Here is an 18210-nt window from a genome sequence, read left to right as displayed (position 1 = left end):
TTTGTTTAGTTGGGGCGTATTGAATTAAAAGTCGAGCTCTTCAATTGCAATACTGTCTGTAAAGTAGTCTAGTTCTTGTAGTTCTTTACGTAGGCGCTGTTTGTCTTTTATTGCTTCTATTTCACGCCATTTTCTTTTTTTATTTTTCTGAGAGGTTTTCCTTGTTGTATCTGGTCCTTCTAATATCTCTAATATATCGTTTAGGCTATCCATGAACTTCTCCTATTGATTTTATTGACCTCAAGAATACCTATACCACAGGCCTAGTTAAAATAGAATAAAAAAGTGACAGTTATGTTACATAAGTGTGATTAATTGATGAAGGTTTATACGAGGATTATATGAAGTCGATATGAAGATTATATAGAGGGGTAGCGTATTTTAGGCATAAAAAAACGCCGCTATTGCGACGTTTTTAAAACACGATTATAGCAAATTACATTGCTTTAAAGCGCGCCTCTAGTTGTTCTTGTGCATCAGCAAAAGAGCGAATACCTTCAGCTAGTTTTTCAGTAGCCATAGCATCTTGGTTATGTAACCAACGGAACTGTGCTTCTGTTAAAGGCTCTGGTTTTGGCTCTTGTGGAACATCGCTTTCAAGCAAATATTCTTGTGCGCCTTCAAGGTTACCTAAATCTTCTAAAAGATTAGGGCTAATAGTTAGCTTGTCACAACCTGTAAGTGCAATAATTTCGCCTGTATTACGGAAACTTGCACCCATCACAACTGTTTTGTAGTCATGGCGTTTGTAAAATTCAAAAATGCTGCGTACAGACTGAACACCTGGATCTTGTAGCGGATCGGTTGGTTTTTCCATGCCGTTAGCAACGTGCCAATCTAAAATACGGCCAACAAATGGCGAAATTAGAAATACGTTTGCATCGGCACACGCACGAGCTTGGGCATCGCTAAATAATAAAGTAAGGTTACATTTAGTCCCTTCTTTTTCTAGTTGCTCAGCGGCTTTAATACCTTCCCATGTAGACGCTACTTTAATTAAAATTTTGTCTTTGCTTACACCTTCTTTTTCGTAAAGGCTAAGTAGGGTATGTGCTTTATCAATCGTAGCTTGCGTATTAAACGAAAGGCGTGCATCTACTTCAGTAGAAATATAACCAGGTACAATAGCGCTAATTTCTTTACCTAGTAATACGGCAAAGTAATCACATGCTAGTTCAAGTTGTTTAGCTGGCTCTTGCTCGGTTTCTTTTGCGTAGCTCCAAGCTTTATCTAGGTAAGGCTTATATGCTTCAATCTCGCTCGCTTTTAATAAAAGCGATGGGTTTGTAGTTGCATCTTCTGGTTGATGCTTTTTAATAGCTTCAATATCACCAGTGTCGGCTACGATAGATGAATGTTGTTTTAGCCTTTGTAGAGCTGAAGTCATTTGCTTTCCTCATTCCAAGCAAGTTAAAAGAAAAATCTAATCACTCTTAATATATCTAATCCATACTGCAACAGTGTGACAATGCTTGATAGGTCTTATGTCCTGATCAATAAAAAAACGGCAATGCATGGGTTATTAAGAGAGGATTTATTTAAACAAAACGTGCTTTTCGTTTCATTTAATGTTGAAATTGACACTAAATAAATTACAAGTCAATAGCTAACTATGATCACTGTTATTTCACCTGCAAAAAATCTTGATTACGAAACGCCACCCGCAACAGACAAGTTCACTCAGCCTGAATTACTAGAGCACAGCGAAGAGCTCATGAAAGTATGCCGTGAACTAACACCAGCGCAAATTGGCAGTTTAATGAAAATTAGCGACAAGCTATCTGGGCTTAACGCAGCACGCTTTAGCGAGTGGGCGCAGCCGTTTACACAAAGTAATGCTAAACAAGCAGTGCTTGCCTTTAATGGCGATGTATACGGCGGTTTAGATGCAAGCACGCTTAAAGCTAGCGAGCTTGATTATGCACAAAACCACTTACGTATCCTTTCTGGCTTATATGGCTTATTAAAACCACTTGATTTAATGCAAGCTTACCGCCTAGAAATGGGCACCAAGCTTGAAAACTCGCGTGGCAAAAACTTATACGAGTTTTGGGGCAGCGTAATAGCGAATAAATTAAACGAAGTATTAAAAGCACAAGACGCGCAATACTTAGTTAACCTTGCTTCAAACGAATACTTTAAAGCGGTAGATAAGAAAGCATTAAATGCACAAATTATTACCCCACACTTTAAAGACTGTAAAAACGGTCAATACAAAGTAATTAGCTTTTACGCTAAAAAAGCACGCGGCATGATGGCGCGCTACATTATCGAAAATAAAGTAACGCAGTTAAGCCAACTTAAAGAGTTTACGGTAGCAGGTTATTACTTTAGCCCAGAGGCAACAGTTAAAGAGCTTGAGCCGGTATTTATGCGCGACGAACAAAATTAGGTTTATAAGCTTAAATAAAAAACTTAAAAGCCATGCATTGCATGGCTTTTTTGATGTTGGCGTTATATTTGCAATCTCATCTAATATTAATGAGAACACTAATTAAATAGGTGCAAATAAAATGATCAGCATTCCGTCAATTGACGAAGCCGAAAAACTAATAGAAGAAAAGCTCGGAGGGTGGTTTGATGTTGTAATAAGTCATATCCCTAATTTTATAGTTGCGATACTGATCGCAATTGTGTTTTCAATATTGGCACGCTTTGCTGGCAAGCTGATGAAAAACGTATTACGCCGCTCACTCGACTCAAAACAAATTGCCGACTTAATGGCGTCAATTTTTAAAGTTATTGTGTTGTGTATAGGCTTATTTATAGCGCTCGATTTTGTTGGCTTAAAAGGCACTGTTACCTCACTGCTTGCTGGTGCGGGTATTGTTGGTTTAGCAATTGGTTTTGCTTTTCAGGATATGACCGAAAACTTAATAGCCGGTATTGCTATGGGTGTACGCAAACCATTCAAAACAGGCGACGTAATAGAAACCGATGACGTGTTTGGTTCAATACATTCTATAAACCTACGTAACACGCTAATAGAGAGCTTTTATGGGCAGTTAATACTGGTACCAAACAAAGTATTATTTAGAAATGTACTAAAAAATTACACCACGCTAGGTGTTAGGCGCATAGAAGTACCTGTAGGTATTTCGTACGGCGACGACATAGAAAAAGCAAAGGACGTCATCGTCGAAAAAATAAATGAATTTGACTTCGTAATACGTAAAGACGAAACCGCTGTATACGCCGAAGGTTTTGGCGACAGCAGCATTAACTTACTGGTGTGGTTTTGGATTAAATACCCAGGTGAGCCTGACTTTATGACGGTACGCCACAAAGGTGTTGTTGCCGTTAAGCAGGCACTCGATGAGGCTGACATTAGTATTCCATTCCCAATTCGTACTTTAGATTTTGGTATTAAAGGCGGCGAAAAACTCGATGCCATGATAAGCGACAAAATAAGCCAGCAGTCATCAAATAAAGACAGTAGCGACGGTACTGACTCTAACCAAAGTGAGTAATTTAGTTAAAGCTCATTAGGCAAAAGCATTGGGAAATAGTTACTTACCAACAGCGCATTTTTACAGAGTAAAAAATGCGCTTTTTAATTAGTTCAAGTCACTTTTCTTTATTCATTAATTATTTTCTCCAGCAGATTTTGTAACGTATTTTTTATAAGGTAAGTTTCCCTTTTATCTATTTATTATGCAATTATTGGTTATACAAGGTGTATTTTTTTTAGATATTAGGGTTACAAACAAATGAAGTTAAGGATTAAATGGTTTACAAAAATAATTTTATTTTCAAGCCTAGTTATTAGCTTTATTTCAGTAGGTAACGAATATAATGCTAAATATGATGTGAGTTATAAATTAAATATAGATAACAATACCGCTGAAATACTTTTTCTCGATAAAAACAAAAACCTTACCTCTACATTAATCTTACCAAATAAAGCGGCATATATTGAAAAAGAGAAGTTACGAGAGTTTTGTAGCTCAGATGATGTTTTATGCCCTAGAAAAAGTTATGAAAGTAACGTTATCACTTGGTCACCTGATAATGAATATTTAGCTGTGTTTGTGGGTAATACAAAAGGGTTTTGGTTTATCCCCAGTAAAGAGATAACAAAAGCCGCATTCAATAAAAATAATGTAGTTAAAGTCGGCGTACATACTCAAAACGATAAAATAAATATTGCTCTATTTCATGGCGCGGCAGGATGGGTTGATAATCATCATTACGTTTTTTCAGCGGGTTTAAGTGGTGACAATTTTGTTTATAAGTTTAACCCAAAAACAAAGGAACTTAAGGGTTTTCCTTTTGAGCTAAATGAAGATTCTACGGTAAGCAGTTTTAAAGAAGTTTTTGTTGAAAGTTTTAATTCACAAAAAAGTAGTTTTAAATTAAGTGATGTTATTCAACAACTAGATAAATTGAAATAACTACAAAAAATAAACATAAAAAAGCGCAGCTTGTGTTGGAGTAACAAGCCGCGCTTATGAATTAGTTATACAAATAAGTTTATGTGGTGCGTATTAAATAACGCTAATTTTGTTACGAATGATTTTAACCCCATCCATATTTTCTAAAAACTTTTGAGCCAGTGCGCGCTGAAAACCAGTTTGTGCTTCACCGTATAAATCTACTTCACCATTTTTTACCTGCACGCGAATATCACTTAACGCTAGGTTAGGATTAGTTCGTAGGGTGTTGGTGATAGCTTGTTGTAAGTTAGGTTGAGTGGCTACACTGCTTACTACGGCCATGTTGGTTGCTGCACTTACTTTTGTAGCGCAAGCTAATAAAAATAAACAACAAAATGATACTAAAGCGATAGTTAACTTGAAGCGGTTCATAACTTAATCCTTACATTACGGTGAATAGTGCAGCCACAATATGGAAATTCCATCGGCTAGGTTATCTTTGTAGTTACAATTTCGGTGCCAATATTAACGCTATGAAATATAAGGGGATTTTATTAAGTGGGAATTCAGGTGGGCAAAAATTACATTTAAATGAGTATGAGTTACATGCTTGGGTTACATATGTAACAGGTACAAACAGCAGAGCCTGCAAGGCTTGCATTAAAAAGCCGACAAAAGTCGGCTTAGTATAAAAATGTTTTAGGTTACTTTTTCTTTTTAACCTTAGCCTTTTTCTTGGCTTTCATTTTTACTGGATCTTTACGTTTTTTAGCCGGTGGCTTAGCTTCTTTATGCTGTGGCTCGACACCTCTAATTACACGGCGTTTTAATTTTTGTTCAACGTAGCGCTCTACTTTATATAAAATACCAATATCGTGTGCTTCAACTAGCGATATTGCTATCCCTTTTTTACCAGCACGGCCAGTACGACCAATACGGTGTACATATACGTCGGCAGTACGCGGCATATCAAAGTTAATAACGTGGCTGATGTCAGATACATCAATACCACGTGCAGCTACGTCGGTAGCAACTAATATGCTTGTTTTGCCACTGTGGAAGTTTTCCATGGCTTTCATACGTTTGTCTTGTGGCATTTCGCCGCGTAACCACGCCGCTTTTACATCATTAGTTGTAAGTTCGCCAATCAATGTTTCTAAGCGTTCGCGAGTTTTAACAAACACAATCGCTTTAGTTACGTCAGGGTTTTTTAGCGTATTAACTAATAATTCAAGTTTGTGATGATAATCGTCGGCTAAATGTACCCATTGGTGAATTTTAGCTTTTTCTTTACGTGACGATTCGGCTTCTAATAGAGCTGGGTCGCTTAATGTTTTTTCAGCAAACCTTTCTACGCTGTCACCTTCAAGTGTTGCTGAGAATAAAAAACATTGGCGACGATTTTTAGCTTCGTCACAAATACGGCTCATTTCTTTTTTGAAACCCATATCTAACATGCGATCTGCTTCATCAATAATAAGCATTTCTACGTGTTCAGCATGAAAGTTTTCGGTTTCTAGGTATTCCATTAATCGACCTGGTGTGGCGATTAAAATATCATTATTTTTTTCAAAAATTTCTTTATGCGTGCCGTAGTTAATACCGCCTGTTACTACACCAATTTTTAGGTGTGTGCGTTTAGCTAGCAGTTCACATTGTTCATGAATTTGATAAGCCAGCTCACGAGTCGGGGTCATAACGAGTACGCGCGCAAAACCAGGGTCACGACGTGGGAAATCCAGTAAGTACTGAATAGCCGGAATTAAAAATGCCGCTGTTTTACCTGTACCAGTAGGCGCAGATGCTAAAATATCGCGCCCCTGTAGTGCTTCAGGAATAGCTTGTTGTTGAATGCTGGTTGGCGTCTCGTAGCCCATTTTATTAATGGCATCGAGTAGCTTGTTATCAAGATCAAATTCAGAAAATTGCATAGAGTGTCTAAAATAAGGGACAATTACCCTGATTATACGCGCTATGCTGCGCTTGGTGAATGAAAAGGTGAAAAAATGTCTGGTTTTGTATTTAAACAATTTAAAGTTGAACACGACCACTGTGCAATGAAAGTTTCTACCGATGGCATTTTGCTTGGCGCATGGGCTAATTTAAGCGGTGCAAAGTCATTACTTGATATAGGCACCGGCACCGGCTTACTAGCACTAATGTGTAAGCAGCGCAGTAATGAGCTTGATATAACTGCGGTAGAAATTGACGAAAGCGCCTATACCCAAGCATTACAAAATGTAGCTAATAGCCCGTGGCCAACTATAAGTATTACGCACCAAACTATTCAAAGCTTTAGTAGTGAAGTTAAATTTGACGTGGTTATCTCTAATCCACCGTATTTTAATCACAGTTTAAAAGGCGATAATGTTGCGCGTAATACCGCACGCCATACCGACGGCCTAAGTTTTGAAGAGTTAATTAATGCGTTTAAACGTTTAAGCCATAGAAGCTCTCGCTTTAGCTTAATACTCCCGAGAGTTGAAGGCGTGCTATTTATTGAGCTTGCTACTCAAAATGGGCTTTATTTAAATACTCATTGCCAAGTGAAAGCCACGCCAAATAAAGATATTAGCCGCAGTTTAATGACATTTAGCTACGTAAAAAGCGATATAGAATCATCAACACTGTGTATTAGAAACTTAGATAATACCTACACGGCTGATTATATAGCCCTGTGCAAAGCATTTTATTTGAAAATGTGAAGCAATTGTAAAATAGGAACGAATAACGCAAACTAACTAAAACTTATCGCTGAGAACAGATATGGATAGTCAGATACCTAAACCCTTTATAATTACACTTGCTGTATTACAGGCTATTGCTCTTACTCTTTTATATAGCAGTATAGAAAACAATGTGTGGCCAGCAACAAGCCCTACATGGCTAGTCTCACTTATTACATTTTCTATGAGCTTTCCTTTATTAATGCTAATGACTGTTAATAAAAATAATATAAAAACGTCGTTGCTTTTAATCCTTCCTTTTTCCTTGTTGTTATCTTTATTGGGGGCGTATGCTGGCTTTCAGCAAGAGCCTCAAGAGTACGTAAGTAATAACACTTTAATGTCAGTTTTTATTTTTACTAGTTTAATAGCTGGCTTTAAAGGCCTTATGTACATACAACAATTTGGTAGCTCAGAAAATGTTAGTTACAGTCGTTTGTTTAAGCTCTCTTGGCGTAATTTTATAATATTTGGAGAATGCTGGCTGTTTGTACTTATTTTTTGGGGAATTCTAAATTTAGGTGCGGCTTTATTTGATATTTTAGATATAAAATTTTTCTCTGAGCTACTAAGAGATGAATGGTTTTGGATCCCAACTTTAACGCTCGCATTTGCCTTTGCGAGTGTCATATTTAGAAAGCTTTTGAACATTGAAGATAATATCGCTTTTTTACTACAAACTTTAATTAAGTTTTTATTGCCTGTTTTATCAGTTATTTCTCTTGGTTTTTTAGCAACACTTCCTTTTACCGGACTCAATAAATTATGGGAGACAGGAAGTGGCAGTTTATTAGTAATGTGGCTGCAGGTGCTCACGTTGTTTTTTGTTAACACTGTTTATAAAGATGACTCATCAGTTCGTCCTTATCACATGCTCTTGCACCGACTCGTTTTTATAAGCGTTGCGTTACTTCCAGTTTATAGTGTTATTTCTGCCTATGGAATTTACTTACGGGTAGAGCAGCATGGGCTAACGGTAGATCGTTGTTGGGGCATTTTGATTTGGTTTTTATTGGCGTGTTTTTCGTTTAGTTATCTTGTAGGAATTATAACAAAGCGAGACAATTGGCTAGAGCCGCTTAGCAAAATAAATATTGTGATGGGGTGGGTGGTGCTCGTTAGTATGTTTGCTGTTAACTCTCCTTTATTAAATTTTCAAAGCTTATCTACAAACAGCCAAATAGCGCGTTTAGATGCAGATAAAGTAACAATAGAAAAGTTTGACTATTACTATTTTGAGCACAGCTTAGGTCGCCAAGGTTATTTAGCTATGCAGTTATTAAAACAGAAAATTGAAACGAGTCACCCAGAGCAATACGCTATTGTCGATAGGATGTATGTAAATAATGAGTTTGCTTTAACGCTTGAACACACAGTCGATGATTTTATTGAGCGCAGTGTATTTTGGCCATCACAAGCGCTAATACCTCAAGGTTTAATAGAGGCAGTATTTTCTGAACAACATTTTTACGATCGTAACTCTTTAAAAGAACATACTTACTATTTCATTGGCATGGATTTAAACAATGATGATGAGCTAGATTTTATAGTGATAGACGAAAATAATGGAAATACGACCGCATATTTTTGGTTATTCGACATGGGTAAGTGGCGCTCAAGGTATATGAATGTCGAAAATCCTGAAGAGATTAGATACCTTAAAAGCATGATTGATAATAACGAATTATCTTTAGTTGAGCCTGAATATTCAAATCTAAAAATAGGGGATGTTGTTTTTAAAGTGAGGTAATACGTTACTTTTTTTTATGCTACTGCCCCTTAAACCTAAACTAATGATTATTAGTTTAGGTTTTTTCTTTTAGTTTTTTATTTTATGTACAGCGCTTTAATAGTGTGTTTATAAATCACCTGATATGATTTAGCCATTGGCCACTTAATTTAAAAGGCAACACAATGAAAAAGTTAAATAAATTAGCATTACTTAGCACGTTAGCAGCCACCATTTTTGCAAGCCAAGGTGTGTTTGCTGCTATTACGCCTGTAGGGCTTTGGAAAACGATTGACGAGGATACAAACCAAGCTAAGTCGTATGTACGTATTACCCAAACCAACGGTGTATTAAGCGGCAAAGTTGAAACCATTCTTAACCCGGCAAAACAAAATGATATATGTAGTAAATGCGATGATGAGTTAAAAGATCAGCCTATTTTAGGAATGACTATAATCACGGGTGTAAAAGCACAAGATGATGGTGTTTGGGGAGACGGTGAAATACTCGATCCAACAAATGGTAAAACCTACACTTTACAACTAACTCCGCAAGATGAAGGTAAAAAGCTCGAGGTACGCGGCTACATTGGCTTTTTTTACCGAAACCAATATTGGCTAAAAGTAGAGTAAGTTTTACTACTTATTTAATCACTGGGCGTTAAATAATTAAGTATTAACTGAAATCATTTTTGCGCTTTGCCTTTCTTACTCACTAAGCCAGCTATATTTAATTGGCATTCAATTTTGAGTAAATAATAAAGGAAAAAAGATGATTAAGTACATAGTTGCTTTAATAATGCTTAGCGCACTGTTAATAAGCGGTGGGGCAAATGCAAAGGATGATGCTGTAAATACGGGTTGGTTTAATAACACGGCTATTAAAGGGTACGACAGCGTTGCTTATTTTACGCAAAATAAAGCCGTTAAAGGCAGCGACAAATACACGTTTAGTTATTTAGGTGCCAACTGGCACTTTTCGAGTGAAGAAAACAAAACGACATTTGCAGAAAACCCAAAGCGTTATGCACCGCAATACGGTGGTTGGTGTGCTTATGCAATGGCTGATGAAGGTAACGCTGTAGGTATAGACCCAGAAGCATTTTATATTCACGAAGGTAAGCTTTACTTAAATTACAGCCAAAGCGTACAGCAAAAATGGCTAAGTAATTTACTGCCGTACATTGTTATGGCCGATGGGTACTACCCACAAACAACCAATGTTATGACGTTTCAATAAATTACTCATATTGCTAGGGCGTGTTGATCTTTGTGGATTGAAATTTGTTCAATCTAGGGGCGATTAAATCGCGGCGCGAGGTTTGTAACCTAGTGGGCTAAGTAAAAACCGAGCAACAAAGAGTTGATCGCCCCTAAAAAGAACCCAGAGGGCAGTGCATGTTTGGCATTTATGCTGCGTTATCGCCTATTTATGGGGAATAACCACACTACATAGGCTCTGCCTTGCCTAAAAACCAAACATACTGCTGCAAATTCACCCACCAAAGATCAACACGCCCTAATTAAAAAGCCCGCAGCTAAACTAGTTGCGGGCTTTTTGCTTTTTATTTGTCAGTATTGATAAGTAAATTAAAGCGTTTCGCCGTATTCAGTCATTACCTGTTCAACCCACGTTGCAATACGGTCGTCGCTTAGCTCGTATTGACTGTCTTCGTCGAGTGCGAGTCCTACAAACTGTTTGCCATCAGGCGTTAATGCTTTTGAAGCTTCAAACTCGTAACTACTGTCGTTTGGCCAAAAACCAAGTTGAGTAAATGTTTGCGTATTTATTTCGTCGTGTAGCATGCCTAGCGCATCTTGAAACCACTGCCCGTAACCTTGTTGATCGCCCATGCCAAATAAAGCAATGGTTTTACCATTTAGGTTTACGTCGGCTATGTCGTCCCACTTTGACTCCCAGTCTTCTTGTATTTCACCAAAATCCCATGTTGAAATACCAAAGATGATAAAGTCATACTGCTCTGCATTTTTTAGTGGCTCGTCTTTAATATTGTGCAGGGTAACTATATCGGCACCAATAATGTCGCGAATCTTTTCTGCTGCCATTTCGGTGTAGCACGTAGTAGAACCAAAAAATAAACCAATTTGCATCGTATTTATCACTGTGTAATTGCCTGATATGATAGGCTCAAGTTTACCGTAAGGTATTTTTAATTGATACCTTAGCAAAGCATGAGAGCATAATGTGACAACGCTATCTGACGATTCTTTTGAAAATAACAGCAGTATGAGCAGTAATAGCGACTACCTAGAAACCTTTTTAGATAGCCTGTACTTAGAACAAGGCGTAAGCGAAAACACATTAAGTGCTTATCGCAGTGATTTAGATAAGTTTTGCCTATTTTTAAAAGGGCAAAATTTAATGACGGTAACCGGGCTTGATGTAGAGGGGTACTTAGCTCACCGAGTTGACTTAGGTTTAAAACCACGTAGTACTGCGCGCAGCATTAGTGCGCTTAAGCGTTTTTATCAGTACTTTGTGCGTGAAAAACTAATTAGTGATACTCCCATGCTAAATATTTCTCAGCCAAAAGCAGGGCAATCGTTACCTAAAACACTCTCAGAGGCCGAAGTTGAGGCATTATTAAATGCGCCTAATACCGAAGAAGCGATGGGACTGCGCGATAAAGCCATGCTAGAGCTACTTTATGCAACGGGTTTGCGTGTAAGTGAGCTTGTTGGACTGCGCATGGAGCAAATTAATTTGCGCCAAGCAGTGGTGTTTGTAAAAGGTAAAGGTAATAAAGAGCGCTTAGTTCCACTGGGTGAAGAAGCCATGTATTGGCTTGAGCAATTTTTAAAGGGTGGGCGTGCGCAAATGATAAAACATGCCACCGATTTTGTGTTCCCATCTAAACGCGGAGTAGGCATGACGCGACAAACCTTTTGGCATAGAATTAAACACTATGCTATTTTGGCAGCAGTTGAGTCTCCATTATCGCCCCATACTATGCGCCATGCTTTTGCTACGCACTTATTAAATCATGGGGCAGATTTACGTGTGGTACAAATGATGTTGGGCCATAGCGATTTATCAACGACGCAAATTTATACCCATGTTGCCAATGAACGGTTAAAGTCGGTACATGCAGAGCATCATCCGCGTGCGTAAGTTTGAAAGTAAATATCATTAAGCCGGTCAATATATTAAGTATTTTTAGGATAGAGAGAAGTTATGAAAAAATTAATGTTAGCAGGTGCCATGTTGTGCACAAGTATTAGTGCATTTGCAAATGGCGTTGCTGTAACACCAGATGCTAATGATCCTATTATTACTAAATTTGCCGAGCTTGGTGTAACTGTAAAGCAAATTAACCCAAGTCCAGTAACGGGTTTAAAAGAATTGATTACTAACAAGGGCGTGCTTTACGCAAGTCCAGACGGTCAATATTTAATGCAAGGTACGTTAATTGATTTAAATAATCGTAATAACCTAACAGAGCAAGCATTAAATGGCGTGCGTGTTGAAGGTCTTAAAGAATACGAAGAGTCGATGATTGTGTACAAAGCGCCAAACGAAAAACACAGCATTACTGTATTTACCGACATTAGCTGTGGTTACTGTCGTAAATTACACCGCGAGTTAGACGATTTACTTGATGCGGGTATTACCGTTAAGTACTTAGCGTTTCCACGTGGTGGCTTACAAGGTTCAGGTTACGCAGATTTAATGAACGTATGGTGTGCACGCGATCAGCAAGAAGCACTAACAGAAGCTAAATCGGGCACAAGCACTAAAGTAGTTGCAGGCTGTAGCGCACCGGTTGCAGAGCATTACCAATTAGGTCAAAGCTTTGGTATTAGCGGCACACCCGCTATTATTTTAGAAGATGGTACAATGATCCCTGGTTACCAGCCAGCAGCAGCACTAAAAGCAGCATTAGAAGCGAACAAAGCGTCGTAATTAAACGCTTAGTTATTATTAAAAAGGCCTTAATGGCCTTTTTTTGTCTTTTTAATACGACTCAATAAGTTAAAACCCTGCATGAAAAAACTAATCATTGCGCGTGAAAACGTTGACGACTCGCATCTGCCGAGTAATTTACACCCTGTAATTAAACAAATTTATGCTAACCGCAATGTATTCAATGCCGAAGAGCTAAATAACAGCGTAGCTACGCTTCACGACTTCAAATTGTTTAAAGACATCGACAAAGCCAGCGACTTATTAATTGAAGCATTAAAAGCGCAAAGCCAAATATTAATAGTTGGCGACTTTGATGCCGATGGCGCAACAAGCACTGCAACATTAATGCAAGGCCTTGAAATGTTTGGCTTTAAGCATTTAGATTACTTAATTCCTGACAGGTTTAGCTTAGGATATGGCTTAAGCCCCGCGCTTGCTGAGCAAATAGTGCAAATTAAGCCTGATTTAGTGATCACCGTAGATAACGGCATATCGTGTATTGCTGGTATTGATATTTTAAAAGCGGTTGGCATAAAAGTGCTGGTAACAGATCATCACTTACAAGGTGAACAGCTGCCAAATGCCGATGCAATCGTAAATCCAAATAGGCACGAATGTGATTTTCCGTCTAAATCTATTGCAGGCGTTGGCGTTGCTTTTTACTTATTAATAGCGCTGAGAAGCGTAATGCGAGATCTAGGTTATTTTGAGCAGCAACCGCCGCCTAATTTAGCTAACTTGCTCGACATTGTAGCGCTTGGTACGGTTGCTGATGTAGTGGCACTTGATGCAAATAACCGTACCTTAGTACACCAAGGTTTAGCACGTATTCGCAGTGGTAAAACACGCCCAGGCATTACCGCGCTAATTGAAGTGGCTAATCGCAATGCTGCCCGCTTAAGTGCAAGCGACTTTGGCTTTTCACTTGCACCGCGTTTAAATGCAGCAGGGCGATTAGACGACATGAGTTTGGGTATAGCGTGCTTGCTTAGCACCGATATAAACCAAGCGCGTAGTATTGCGGGCGAGCTCGATAGCTTAAACTTTGCAAGGCGCGAAATAGAACAAGGCATGCAAGCCGAGGCGCAAGCCGTGCTTGATAGGCTCGCATTTAGCGACGATAACATCCCTGATGCAATTTGTTTGTTTCAAGACGATTGGCATCAAGGTGTTATTGGAATTTTGGCTGGTCGCTTAAAAGAAAAATACCACCGCCCAACAGTTATATTTGCTGGTGGCGAAAACGGTGAAATTAAAGGCTCGTGCCGCTCTATTGAAGGGCTACACATGCGCGATTTACTCGAAGGGCTTAATACAGCCGACCCACACTTGATTAATAAATTTGGTGGCCATGCCATGGCAGCCGGCTTAAGTATTAACGAGCAACACTTTAACGACTTTAAAAAAGCGTTTGATGCTGCTGTTAGCGCGCAACTCAGCGAGGAAAGTAAACGCTGTATTGTATTTACCGACGGTGAGCTGCCAAACGACTGCTTTACGATGGAATTTGCCCAGCTATTAAAGCAATCGGGCCCGTGGGGTCAGCAATTCCCTGAGCCGGTGTTTGAGCATACCTTTGAAGTAATACAGCAGCGCATAGTAGGCGAAAAGCATTTAAAGCTCGTGTTAAAACATCAATCAGGTCGTTTAGTTGATGCCATTGCTTTTGGTATTGATGTAAAAGAATGGCCAGATACTGAGGCGAAGTTTGTAAAAGTAGCGTACCAGCTCGATATAAATGAGTTTAGAGGTAAATTTACGCTGCAATTAATAGTTAGAGAGCTTGAAAAAGTGCACTAAAAAATATGTAATATCATGCATAAAATGCTAATAAAGCGCGCGGTTTTTTGTTAAAATCGGGCGTTTTTATCATTTGACGATAATTTATTGCGAAAATCCCATTTTAAGGGGCGCAATTACCTAGCCATTTTGGAGTGATGTACATGTTTGAAGTGAATCCTGTGATTAATCAAATCAAGGAAATTCGCGAACGTACTGAATTGCTTCGGGGGTACCTTTGACTACGCTCTTAAACAAGAACGCTTAGAAGAAGTTAACGCCGAGCTTGAAGATTCAGCCGTATGGAATGAGCCTGAACGCGCACAAGCGCTTGGCCGTGAAAAATCAGCATTGGAAGCGGTTGTTGAAACAATCGACAACCTTGTAGCCGGTACAGACGACGTTGAAGGCTTACTTGAGCTAGCAGTAGAAGCTGAAGACGAAGATACCTTTGTTGAAGCACAAACTGAACTTGCTGATTTAAACGAGCAGTTAGAAGGTTTAGAGTTTCGTCGTATGTTTAGCGGTCCTCACGACTCAAACGATGCTTATCTTGATTTACAATCGGGTTCTGGCGGTACTGAAGCTCAAGACTGGTGTAATATTTTACTTCGTATGTATTTACGCTGGGGCGAAGCTAAAGGCTTTAAAGTTGAGCTAGTTGAAGCGACCGACGGCGACGTAGCCGGTATTAAAGGCGCAACAGTTCGCTTTGTTGGCGAATATGCTTACGGTTGGTTACGTACCGAAACTGGCGTGCATCGCTTAGTGCGTAAAAGCCCATTTGACTCAAGTGGTCGTCGTCATACCTCATTTGCTTCTGCGTTTGTATATCCAGAAGTTGACGATAATATTGAAATTGATATGAATCCGTCAGACCTACGTATAGACGTTTACCGTGCATCAGGCGCGGGTGGTCAGCACGTTAACACCACCGAATCGGCGGTTCGTATTACGCACGTACCAACAAATACCGTAGTGCAGTGTCAAAACGAGCGTTCGCAGCATAAAAATAAAGCCCAAGCGATGAAGCAGTTAAAAGCTAAATTATTTGAGCTTGAGCTACAACAGCAAAATGCTGAAAAACAAACGCAAGAAGACGCGAAATCTGATATTGGTTGGGGTAGTCAAATTCGTTCATACGTACTTGATGACGCACGCATTAAAGATTTACGTACAGGCGTTGAAAACCGCAATACCCAATCGGTACTTGACGGTAACTTAGATAAATTTATTGAAGCCAGCCTTAAATCTGGCCTATAACCACCAAGCTAATAAAGAGCTAAAAAATGACTGATAAAATCCAAGACGAAAACAAGTTAATCGCTGAGCGTCGCGGCAAGTTAGACGCTATACGCGAAAATTGCCCAGCCAACGGTCATCCAAACCAATTCCGTCGTGAGCATTACACGGCTGATTTGCAAGCCCAGTTTGGTGATAAGAGCAAAGAAGAATTAGTAGAGATGCAAGAAGTTGTGTCTATCGCTGGCCGTATTTTAGCAAAGCGTGGACCGTTTTTTGTAATTCAAGACATGAAAGGTCGCGTACAAGCGTATGCATCTAAAGATGTTCAAAAAGATCTTAAAGAAAAATATGGTCAACTAGACACTGGCGATATTATTGGTGTTAAAGGTGCGCTAAATAAATCGGGTAAAGGCGATTTATACGTAGAAATGACTGAGTATCAATTATTAACTAAGTCACTTCGTCCGTTGCCTGAAAAATTCCATGGCTTATCAGATCAAGAAACAAAGTACCGCCAACGTTACGTTGATTTAATTACCAACGAAGCAACGCGCGAAACATTCCGTATTCGCTCGCAAGTAGTTGAAGGCATTCGTCGCTTTTTAGCAGACCGTGACTTTATGGAAGTAGAAACACCTATGCTACAGGTTATACCTGGCGGTGCATCTGCGCGTCCGTTTGTAACTCACCATAACGCGCTTGATATCGACATGTACTTACGTATAGCGCCTGAGCTTTACTTAAAGCGCTTAGTGGTAGGTGGTTTTGACCGTGTATTCGAAATTAACCGTAACTTCCGTAACGAAGGGTTATCTACGCGTCACAATCCAGAATTCACAATGATTGAATTTTACCAAGCATACGCTGATTACATCGACCTGATGAACATCACCGAAGACATGCTACGTACAGTTGCAGAAAACGTACTTGGTAGTGCAGTTGTAGTTAATACAACTAAAGACGAAAACGGCGAAGTGATTGACTCAGTAGAGTACGACTTTGGCCAACCGTTTACACGTTTAAGCATGGCGGACGCTATCTTAAAATATAACCCTGAGTTTGATGCTGCGGTATTTAATGACCCAGAAAACCACTTTGACGAATTAAAAGCGTACGCTAAACAAGTGCACGTTAAAATTCCAGAAAACTGCGTTTGGGGGCCTGGTAAGTTCTTGTGTGAAATATTTGAAGAAACAGCAGAGCACATGCTTATTCAACCTACGTTTATTACTGGCTACCCGTGGGAAGTATCGCCACTTGCACGCCGTAACGACGACAATGCATTTGTTACAGACCGTTTTGAATTTTTTGTTGGCGGTCGTGAGCTTGCAAATGGTTTCTCTGAGCTTAACGATGCACAAGATCAAGCTGAGCGCTTTACTCGCCAAGTTGAAGAGAAAGACGCAGGCGATGATGAAGCAATGCATTACGATGAAGACTACATACGCGCACTTGAGTACGGCTTACCGCCAACTGCAGGTGAAGGTATTGGTATTGACCGTTTAGTAATGTTGTTTACTGACTCATCAACAATTAAAGACGTTATTTTGTTCCCGCATATGCGTCCGCAAGCTGACTAAGCTTTTGGTAGAACAAAGTAAGTTAATAAACGCCGCTTAATAGCGGCGTTTTTTTGTTTTTTAAATCGGCTTTTGTTATTTTAGTTAATAAGTACTACACTAAAAATTAAATGTAGTTATTAGTGCTGGTTAATGTGCAATTCAGCTTCGCCAATTTATTGTTATTGGCAGTTTTAATATTAAAACTAACAGTGCTATAACTTTTTAGTATGATTGTTTTTTAAACATATGTTGTATTAATGTAAAGGTTTTAGCTAAAATACGCACGAAATTTAAACTGCTTAGTATTTAGCAGTTAATATAGATTCTTAAAGGACTTAGAATAATAGTATGAAAGATAAACGAGTAGATGATTTATCAGAAGAATGCACAACAGAGCAAGAACGAGATGCTTACTACCGTGCTTGTATTGCCGAATTTCAACAATTAGGTTACCAAGAACAGTATTTGGCTCAGTTAACGGATGACTTAGTTCCTGTGCTAGGTGTTAATCCTTCAAATAAAAATACGTAACCCGCTTAAATTTCAAACTAATTACACTTTTAAACCAAGCATATGTGCAATCTGTAACCATATAGTCGTTTTTGGTAGAAAAGTGTTTGACATATTTTCTGAAATCTTTATTATACGCCCCACAAGACGGAGAGGTGTCCGAGTGGCCGAAGGAGCTCCCCTGCTAAGGGAGTATAGAGTTTGTAGCTCTATCGAGGGTTCGAATCCCTCCCTCTCCACCATTTCTTTTAATGGCGTGTTTTGTAAAGTTTTAAAGTATGGGTGCATAGCTCAGCTGGATAGAGTACTCGGCTACGAACCGAGCGGTCGGAGGTTCGAATCCTCCTGCGCCCACC

Annotated in this window: 18 protein-coding genes and 2 tRNA genes; 15 read left to right on the top strand and 5 right to left on the bottom strand. The window is 39.1% G+C overall.

The window, feature by feature from the left end:
- Positions 1-24: 24 nt before the first annotated feature.
- Positions 25-213: a DUF3545 family protein gene (locus I6F66_RS15745; protein ID WP_007583746.1), complete on the bottom strand. Its 189-nt coding sequence runs from the start codon at positions 211-213 to the stop codon at positions 25-27.
- Between the two features lie 223 nt (positions 214-436).
- Positions 437-1387: a transaldolase gene (gene tal / locus I6F66_RS15740; protein WP_007376481.1), complete on the bottom strand. Its 951-nt coding sequence runs from the start codon at positions 1385-1387 to the stop codon at positions 437-439.
- A gap of 225 nt (positions 1388-1612) precedes the next feature.
- Between tal and yaaA the strand changes: the two genes are divergently transcribed.
- The 3 genes from yaaA (at position 1613) to I6F66_RS15725 (ending at position 4394) form a co-directional block, all read left to right on the top strand.
- Positions 1613-2392 carry a peroxide stress protein YaaA gene (gene yaaA, locus I6F66_RS15735; RefSeq protein ID WP_039488339.1) on the top strand — a complete coding sequence of 260 codons (780 nt, stop codon included), beginning with the start codon at positions 1613-1615 and terminating at the stop codon, positions 2390-2392.
- A gap of 121 nt (positions 2393-2513) precedes the next feature.
- The gene (locus tag I6F66_RS15730; RefSeq protein ID WP_165725197.1) at positions 2514-3470 is read left to right on the top strand and encodes a mechanosensitive ion channel family protein; all 957 of its coding nucleotides are present in this window, start codon (positions 2514-2516) and stop codon (positions 3468-3470) included.
- Between the two features lie 240 nt (positions 3471-3710).
- The gene (locus I6F66_RS15725) at positions 3711-4394 is read left to right on the top strand and encodes a hypothetical protein (protein ID WP_166376490.1); all 684 of its coding nucleotides are present in this window, start codon (positions 3711-3713) and stop codon (positions 4392-4394) included.
- A 93-nt stretch (positions 4395-4487) separates the two neighbouring features.
- Here I6F66_RS15725 and I6F66_RS15720 read toward each other — a convergent pair whose 3' ends face one another.
- Positions 4488-4808, bottom strand: coding sequence for a BON domain-containing protein (locus tag I6F66_RS15720; protein WP_010553266.1), 321 nt, complete (start codon positions 4806-4808; stop codon positions 4488-4490).
- 272 nt (positions 4809-5080) lie between these two features.
- Positions 5081-6307, bottom strand: coding sequence for an ATP-dependent RNA helicase SrmB (srmB, locus tag I6F66_RS15715; RefSeq protein WP_166376491.1), 1227 nt, complete (start codon positions 6305-6307; stop codon positions 5081-5083).
- A 75-nt stretch (positions 6308-6382) separates the two neighbouring features.
- On the opposite strand from srmB, the gene I6F66_RS15710 reads away from it, so the two are divergent.
- The 4 genes from I6F66_RS15710 (at position 6383) to I6F66_RS15695 (ending at position 10070) form a co-directional block, all read left to right on the top strand.
- Positions 6383-7081, top strand: coding sequence for a tRNA1(Val) (adenine(37)-N6)-methyltransferase (locus I6F66_RS15710; RefSeq protein ID WP_165727218.1), 699 nt, complete (start codon positions 6383-6385; stop codon positions 7079-7081).
- A 61-nt stretch (positions 7082-7142) separates the two neighbouring features.
- Positions 7143-8852 carry a DUF4153 domain-containing protein gene (locus tag I6F66_RS15705; protein WP_197209474.1) on the top strand — a complete coding sequence of 570 codons (1710 nt, stop codon included), beginning with the start codon at positions 7143-7145 and terminating at the stop codon, positions 8850-8852.
- A 164-nt stretch (positions 8853-9016) separates the two neighbouring features.
- Positions 9017-9463 (top strand): DUF2147 domain-containing protein, encoded by a 447-nt coding sequence (locus I6F66_RS15700; protein ID WP_024596176.1) that lies wholly within the window; start codon positions 9017-9019, stop codon positions 9461-9463.
- Between the two features lie 139 nt (positions 9464-9602).
- The gene (locus tag I6F66_RS15695) at positions 9603-10070 is read left to right on the top strand and encodes a YHS domain-containing (seleno)protein (RefSeq protein ID WP_197209473.1); all 468 of its coding nucleotides are present in this window, start codon (positions 9603-9605) and stop codon (positions 10068-10070) included.
- Between the two features lie 350 nt (positions 10071-10420).
- On the opposite strand, the gene fldB is transcribed toward I6F66_RS15695, so the two are convergent.
- Positions 10421-10942: a flavodoxin FldB gene (fldB, locus tag I6F66_RS15690; protein WP_007583764.1), complete on the bottom strand. Its 522-nt coding sequence runs from the start codon at positions 10940-10942 to the stop codon at positions 10421-10423.
- Positions 10943-11036: 94 nt separating this feature from the next.
- Here fldB and xerD point away from each other — a divergent pair, with 94 nt between their 5' ends.
- From xerD to I6F66_RS15650, 8 genes are all read left to right on the top strand, one after another.
- Entirely contained in the window at positions 11037-11963 is a 927-nt protein-coding gene (gene xerD, locus I6F66_RS15685) for a site-specific tyrosine recombinase XerD (protein ID WP_197209472.1), read from the top strand.
- 63 nt (positions 11964-12026) lie between these two features.
- Positions 12027-12755, top strand: a complete 729-nt coding sequence (gene dsbC, locus I6F66_RS15680) for a bifunctional protein-disulfide isomerase/oxidoreductase DsbC (RefSeq protein WP_007583768.1) — start codon at positions 12027-12029, stop codon at positions 12753-12755.
- Positions 12756-12836: 81 nt separating this feature from the next.
- The gene (recJ, locus tag I6F66_RS15675) at positions 12837-14558 is read left to right on the top strand and encodes a single-stranded-DNA-specific exonuclease RecJ (protein ID WP_007583770.1); all 1722 of its coding nucleotides are present in this window, start codon (positions 12837-12839) and stop codon (positions 14556-14558) included.
- A gap of 143 nt (positions 14559-14701) precedes the next feature.
- A protein-coding gene (prfB, locus tag I6F66_RS15670) for a peptide chain release factor 2 (protein ID WP_165727224.1) occupies positions 14702-15800 on the top strand; the annotation gives its coding sequence in 2 pieces (ribosomal slippage) (positions 14702-14776 and positions 14778-15800; 1098 coding nt in all).
- A gap of 26 nt (positions 15801-15826) precedes the next feature.
- Positions 15827-17362 carry a lysine--tRNA ligase gene (gene lysS / locus I6F66_RS15665; RefSeq protein WP_165727225.1) on the top strand — a complete coding sequence of 512 codons (1536 nt, stop codon included), beginning with the start codon at positions 15827-15829 and terminating at the stop codon, positions 17360-17362.
- 330 nt (positions 17363-17692) lie between these two features.
- Entirely contained in the window at positions 17693-17875 is a 183-nt protein-coding gene (locus I6F66_RS15660) for a hypothetical protein (RefSeq protein WP_165727226.1), read from the top strand.
- 128 nt (positions 17876-18003) lie between these two features.
- Positions 18004-18096: transfer RNA gene (locus I6F66_RS15655), tRNA-Ser, on the top strand.
- Between the two features lie 38 nt (positions 18097-18134).
- A tRNA-Arg gene (locus I6F66_RS15650) sits at positions 18135-18208 on the top strand.
- Positions 18209-18210: the final 2 nt, after the last annotated feature.

Origin of the sequence: Pseudoalteromonas sp. NZS100_1, from assembly GCF_015864285.1 — a bacterium.
In the GTDB taxonomy this organism is placed as follows: domain Bacteria; phylum Pseudomonadota; class Gammaproteobacteria; order Enterobacterales; family Alteromonadaceae; genus Pseudoalteromonas; species Pseudoalteromonas arctica.
Note: the sequence above shows the minus strand (reverse complement) of the source record. Positions and strands in the feature narration are given on the sequence as shown.

Coding starts and splice junctions, on each gene's coding strand:
- I6F66_RS15725 (WP_166376490.1), top strand. CDS start 3,711: ATGAAGTTAAGGATTAAATGGTTTACAAAAATAATTTTATTTTCAAGC.
- I6F66_RS15720 (WP_010553266.1), bottom strand. CDS start 4,808: ATGAACCGCTTCAAGTTAACTATCGCTTTAGTATCATTTTGTTGTTTA.
- yaaA (WP_039488339.1), top strand. CDS start 1,613: ATGATCACTGTTATTTCACCTGCAAAAAATCTTGATTACGAAACGCCA.
- recJ (WP_007583770.1), top strand. CDS start 12,837: ATGAAAAAACTAATCATTGCGCGTGAAAACGTTGACGACTCGCATCTG.
- srmB (WP_166376491.1), bottom strand. CDS start 6,307: ATGCAATTTTCTGAATTTGATCTTGATAACAAGCTACTCGATGCCATT.
- lysS (WP_165727225.1), top strand. CDS start 15,827: ATGACTGATAAAATCCAAGACGAAAACAAGTTAATCGCTGAGCGTCGC.
- fldB (WP_007583764.1), bottom strand. CDS start 10,942: ATGCAAATTGGTTTATTTTTTGGTTCTACTACGTGCTACACCGAAATG.
- dsbC (WP_007583768.1), top strand. CDS start 12,027: ATGAAAAAATTAATGTTAGCAGGTGCCATGTTGTGCACAAGTATTAGT.
- I6F66_RS15710 (WP_165727218.1), top strand. CDS start 6,383: ATGTCTGGTTTTGTATTTAAACAATTTAAAGTTGAACACGACCACTGT.
- I6F66_RS15705 (WP_197209474.1), top strand. CDS start 7,143: ATGGATAGTCAGATACCTAAACCCTTTATAATTACACTTGCTGTATTA.
- I6F66_RS15700 (WP_024596176.1), top strand. CDS start 9,017: ATGAAAAAGTTAAATAAATTAGCATTACTTAGCACGTTAGCAGCCACC.
- tal (WP_007376481.1), bottom strand. CDS start 1,387: ATGACTTCAGCTCTACAAAGGCTAAAACAACATTCATCTATCGTAGCC.
- I6F66_RS15660 (WP_165727226.1), top strand. CDS start 17,693: ATGAAAGATAAACGAGTAGATGATTTATCAGAAGAATGCACAACAGAG.
- I6F66_RS15730 (WP_165725197.1), top strand. CDS start 2,514: ATGATCAGCATTCCGTCAATTGACGAAGCCGAAAAACTAATAGAAGAA.
- I6F66_RS15745 (WP_007583746.1), bottom strand. CDS start 213: ATGGATAGCCTAAACGATATATTAGAGATATTAGAAGGACCAGATACA.
- I6F66_RS15695 (WP_197209473.1), top strand. CDS start 9,603: ATGATTAAGTACATAGTTGCTTTAATAATGCTTAGCGCACTGTTAATA.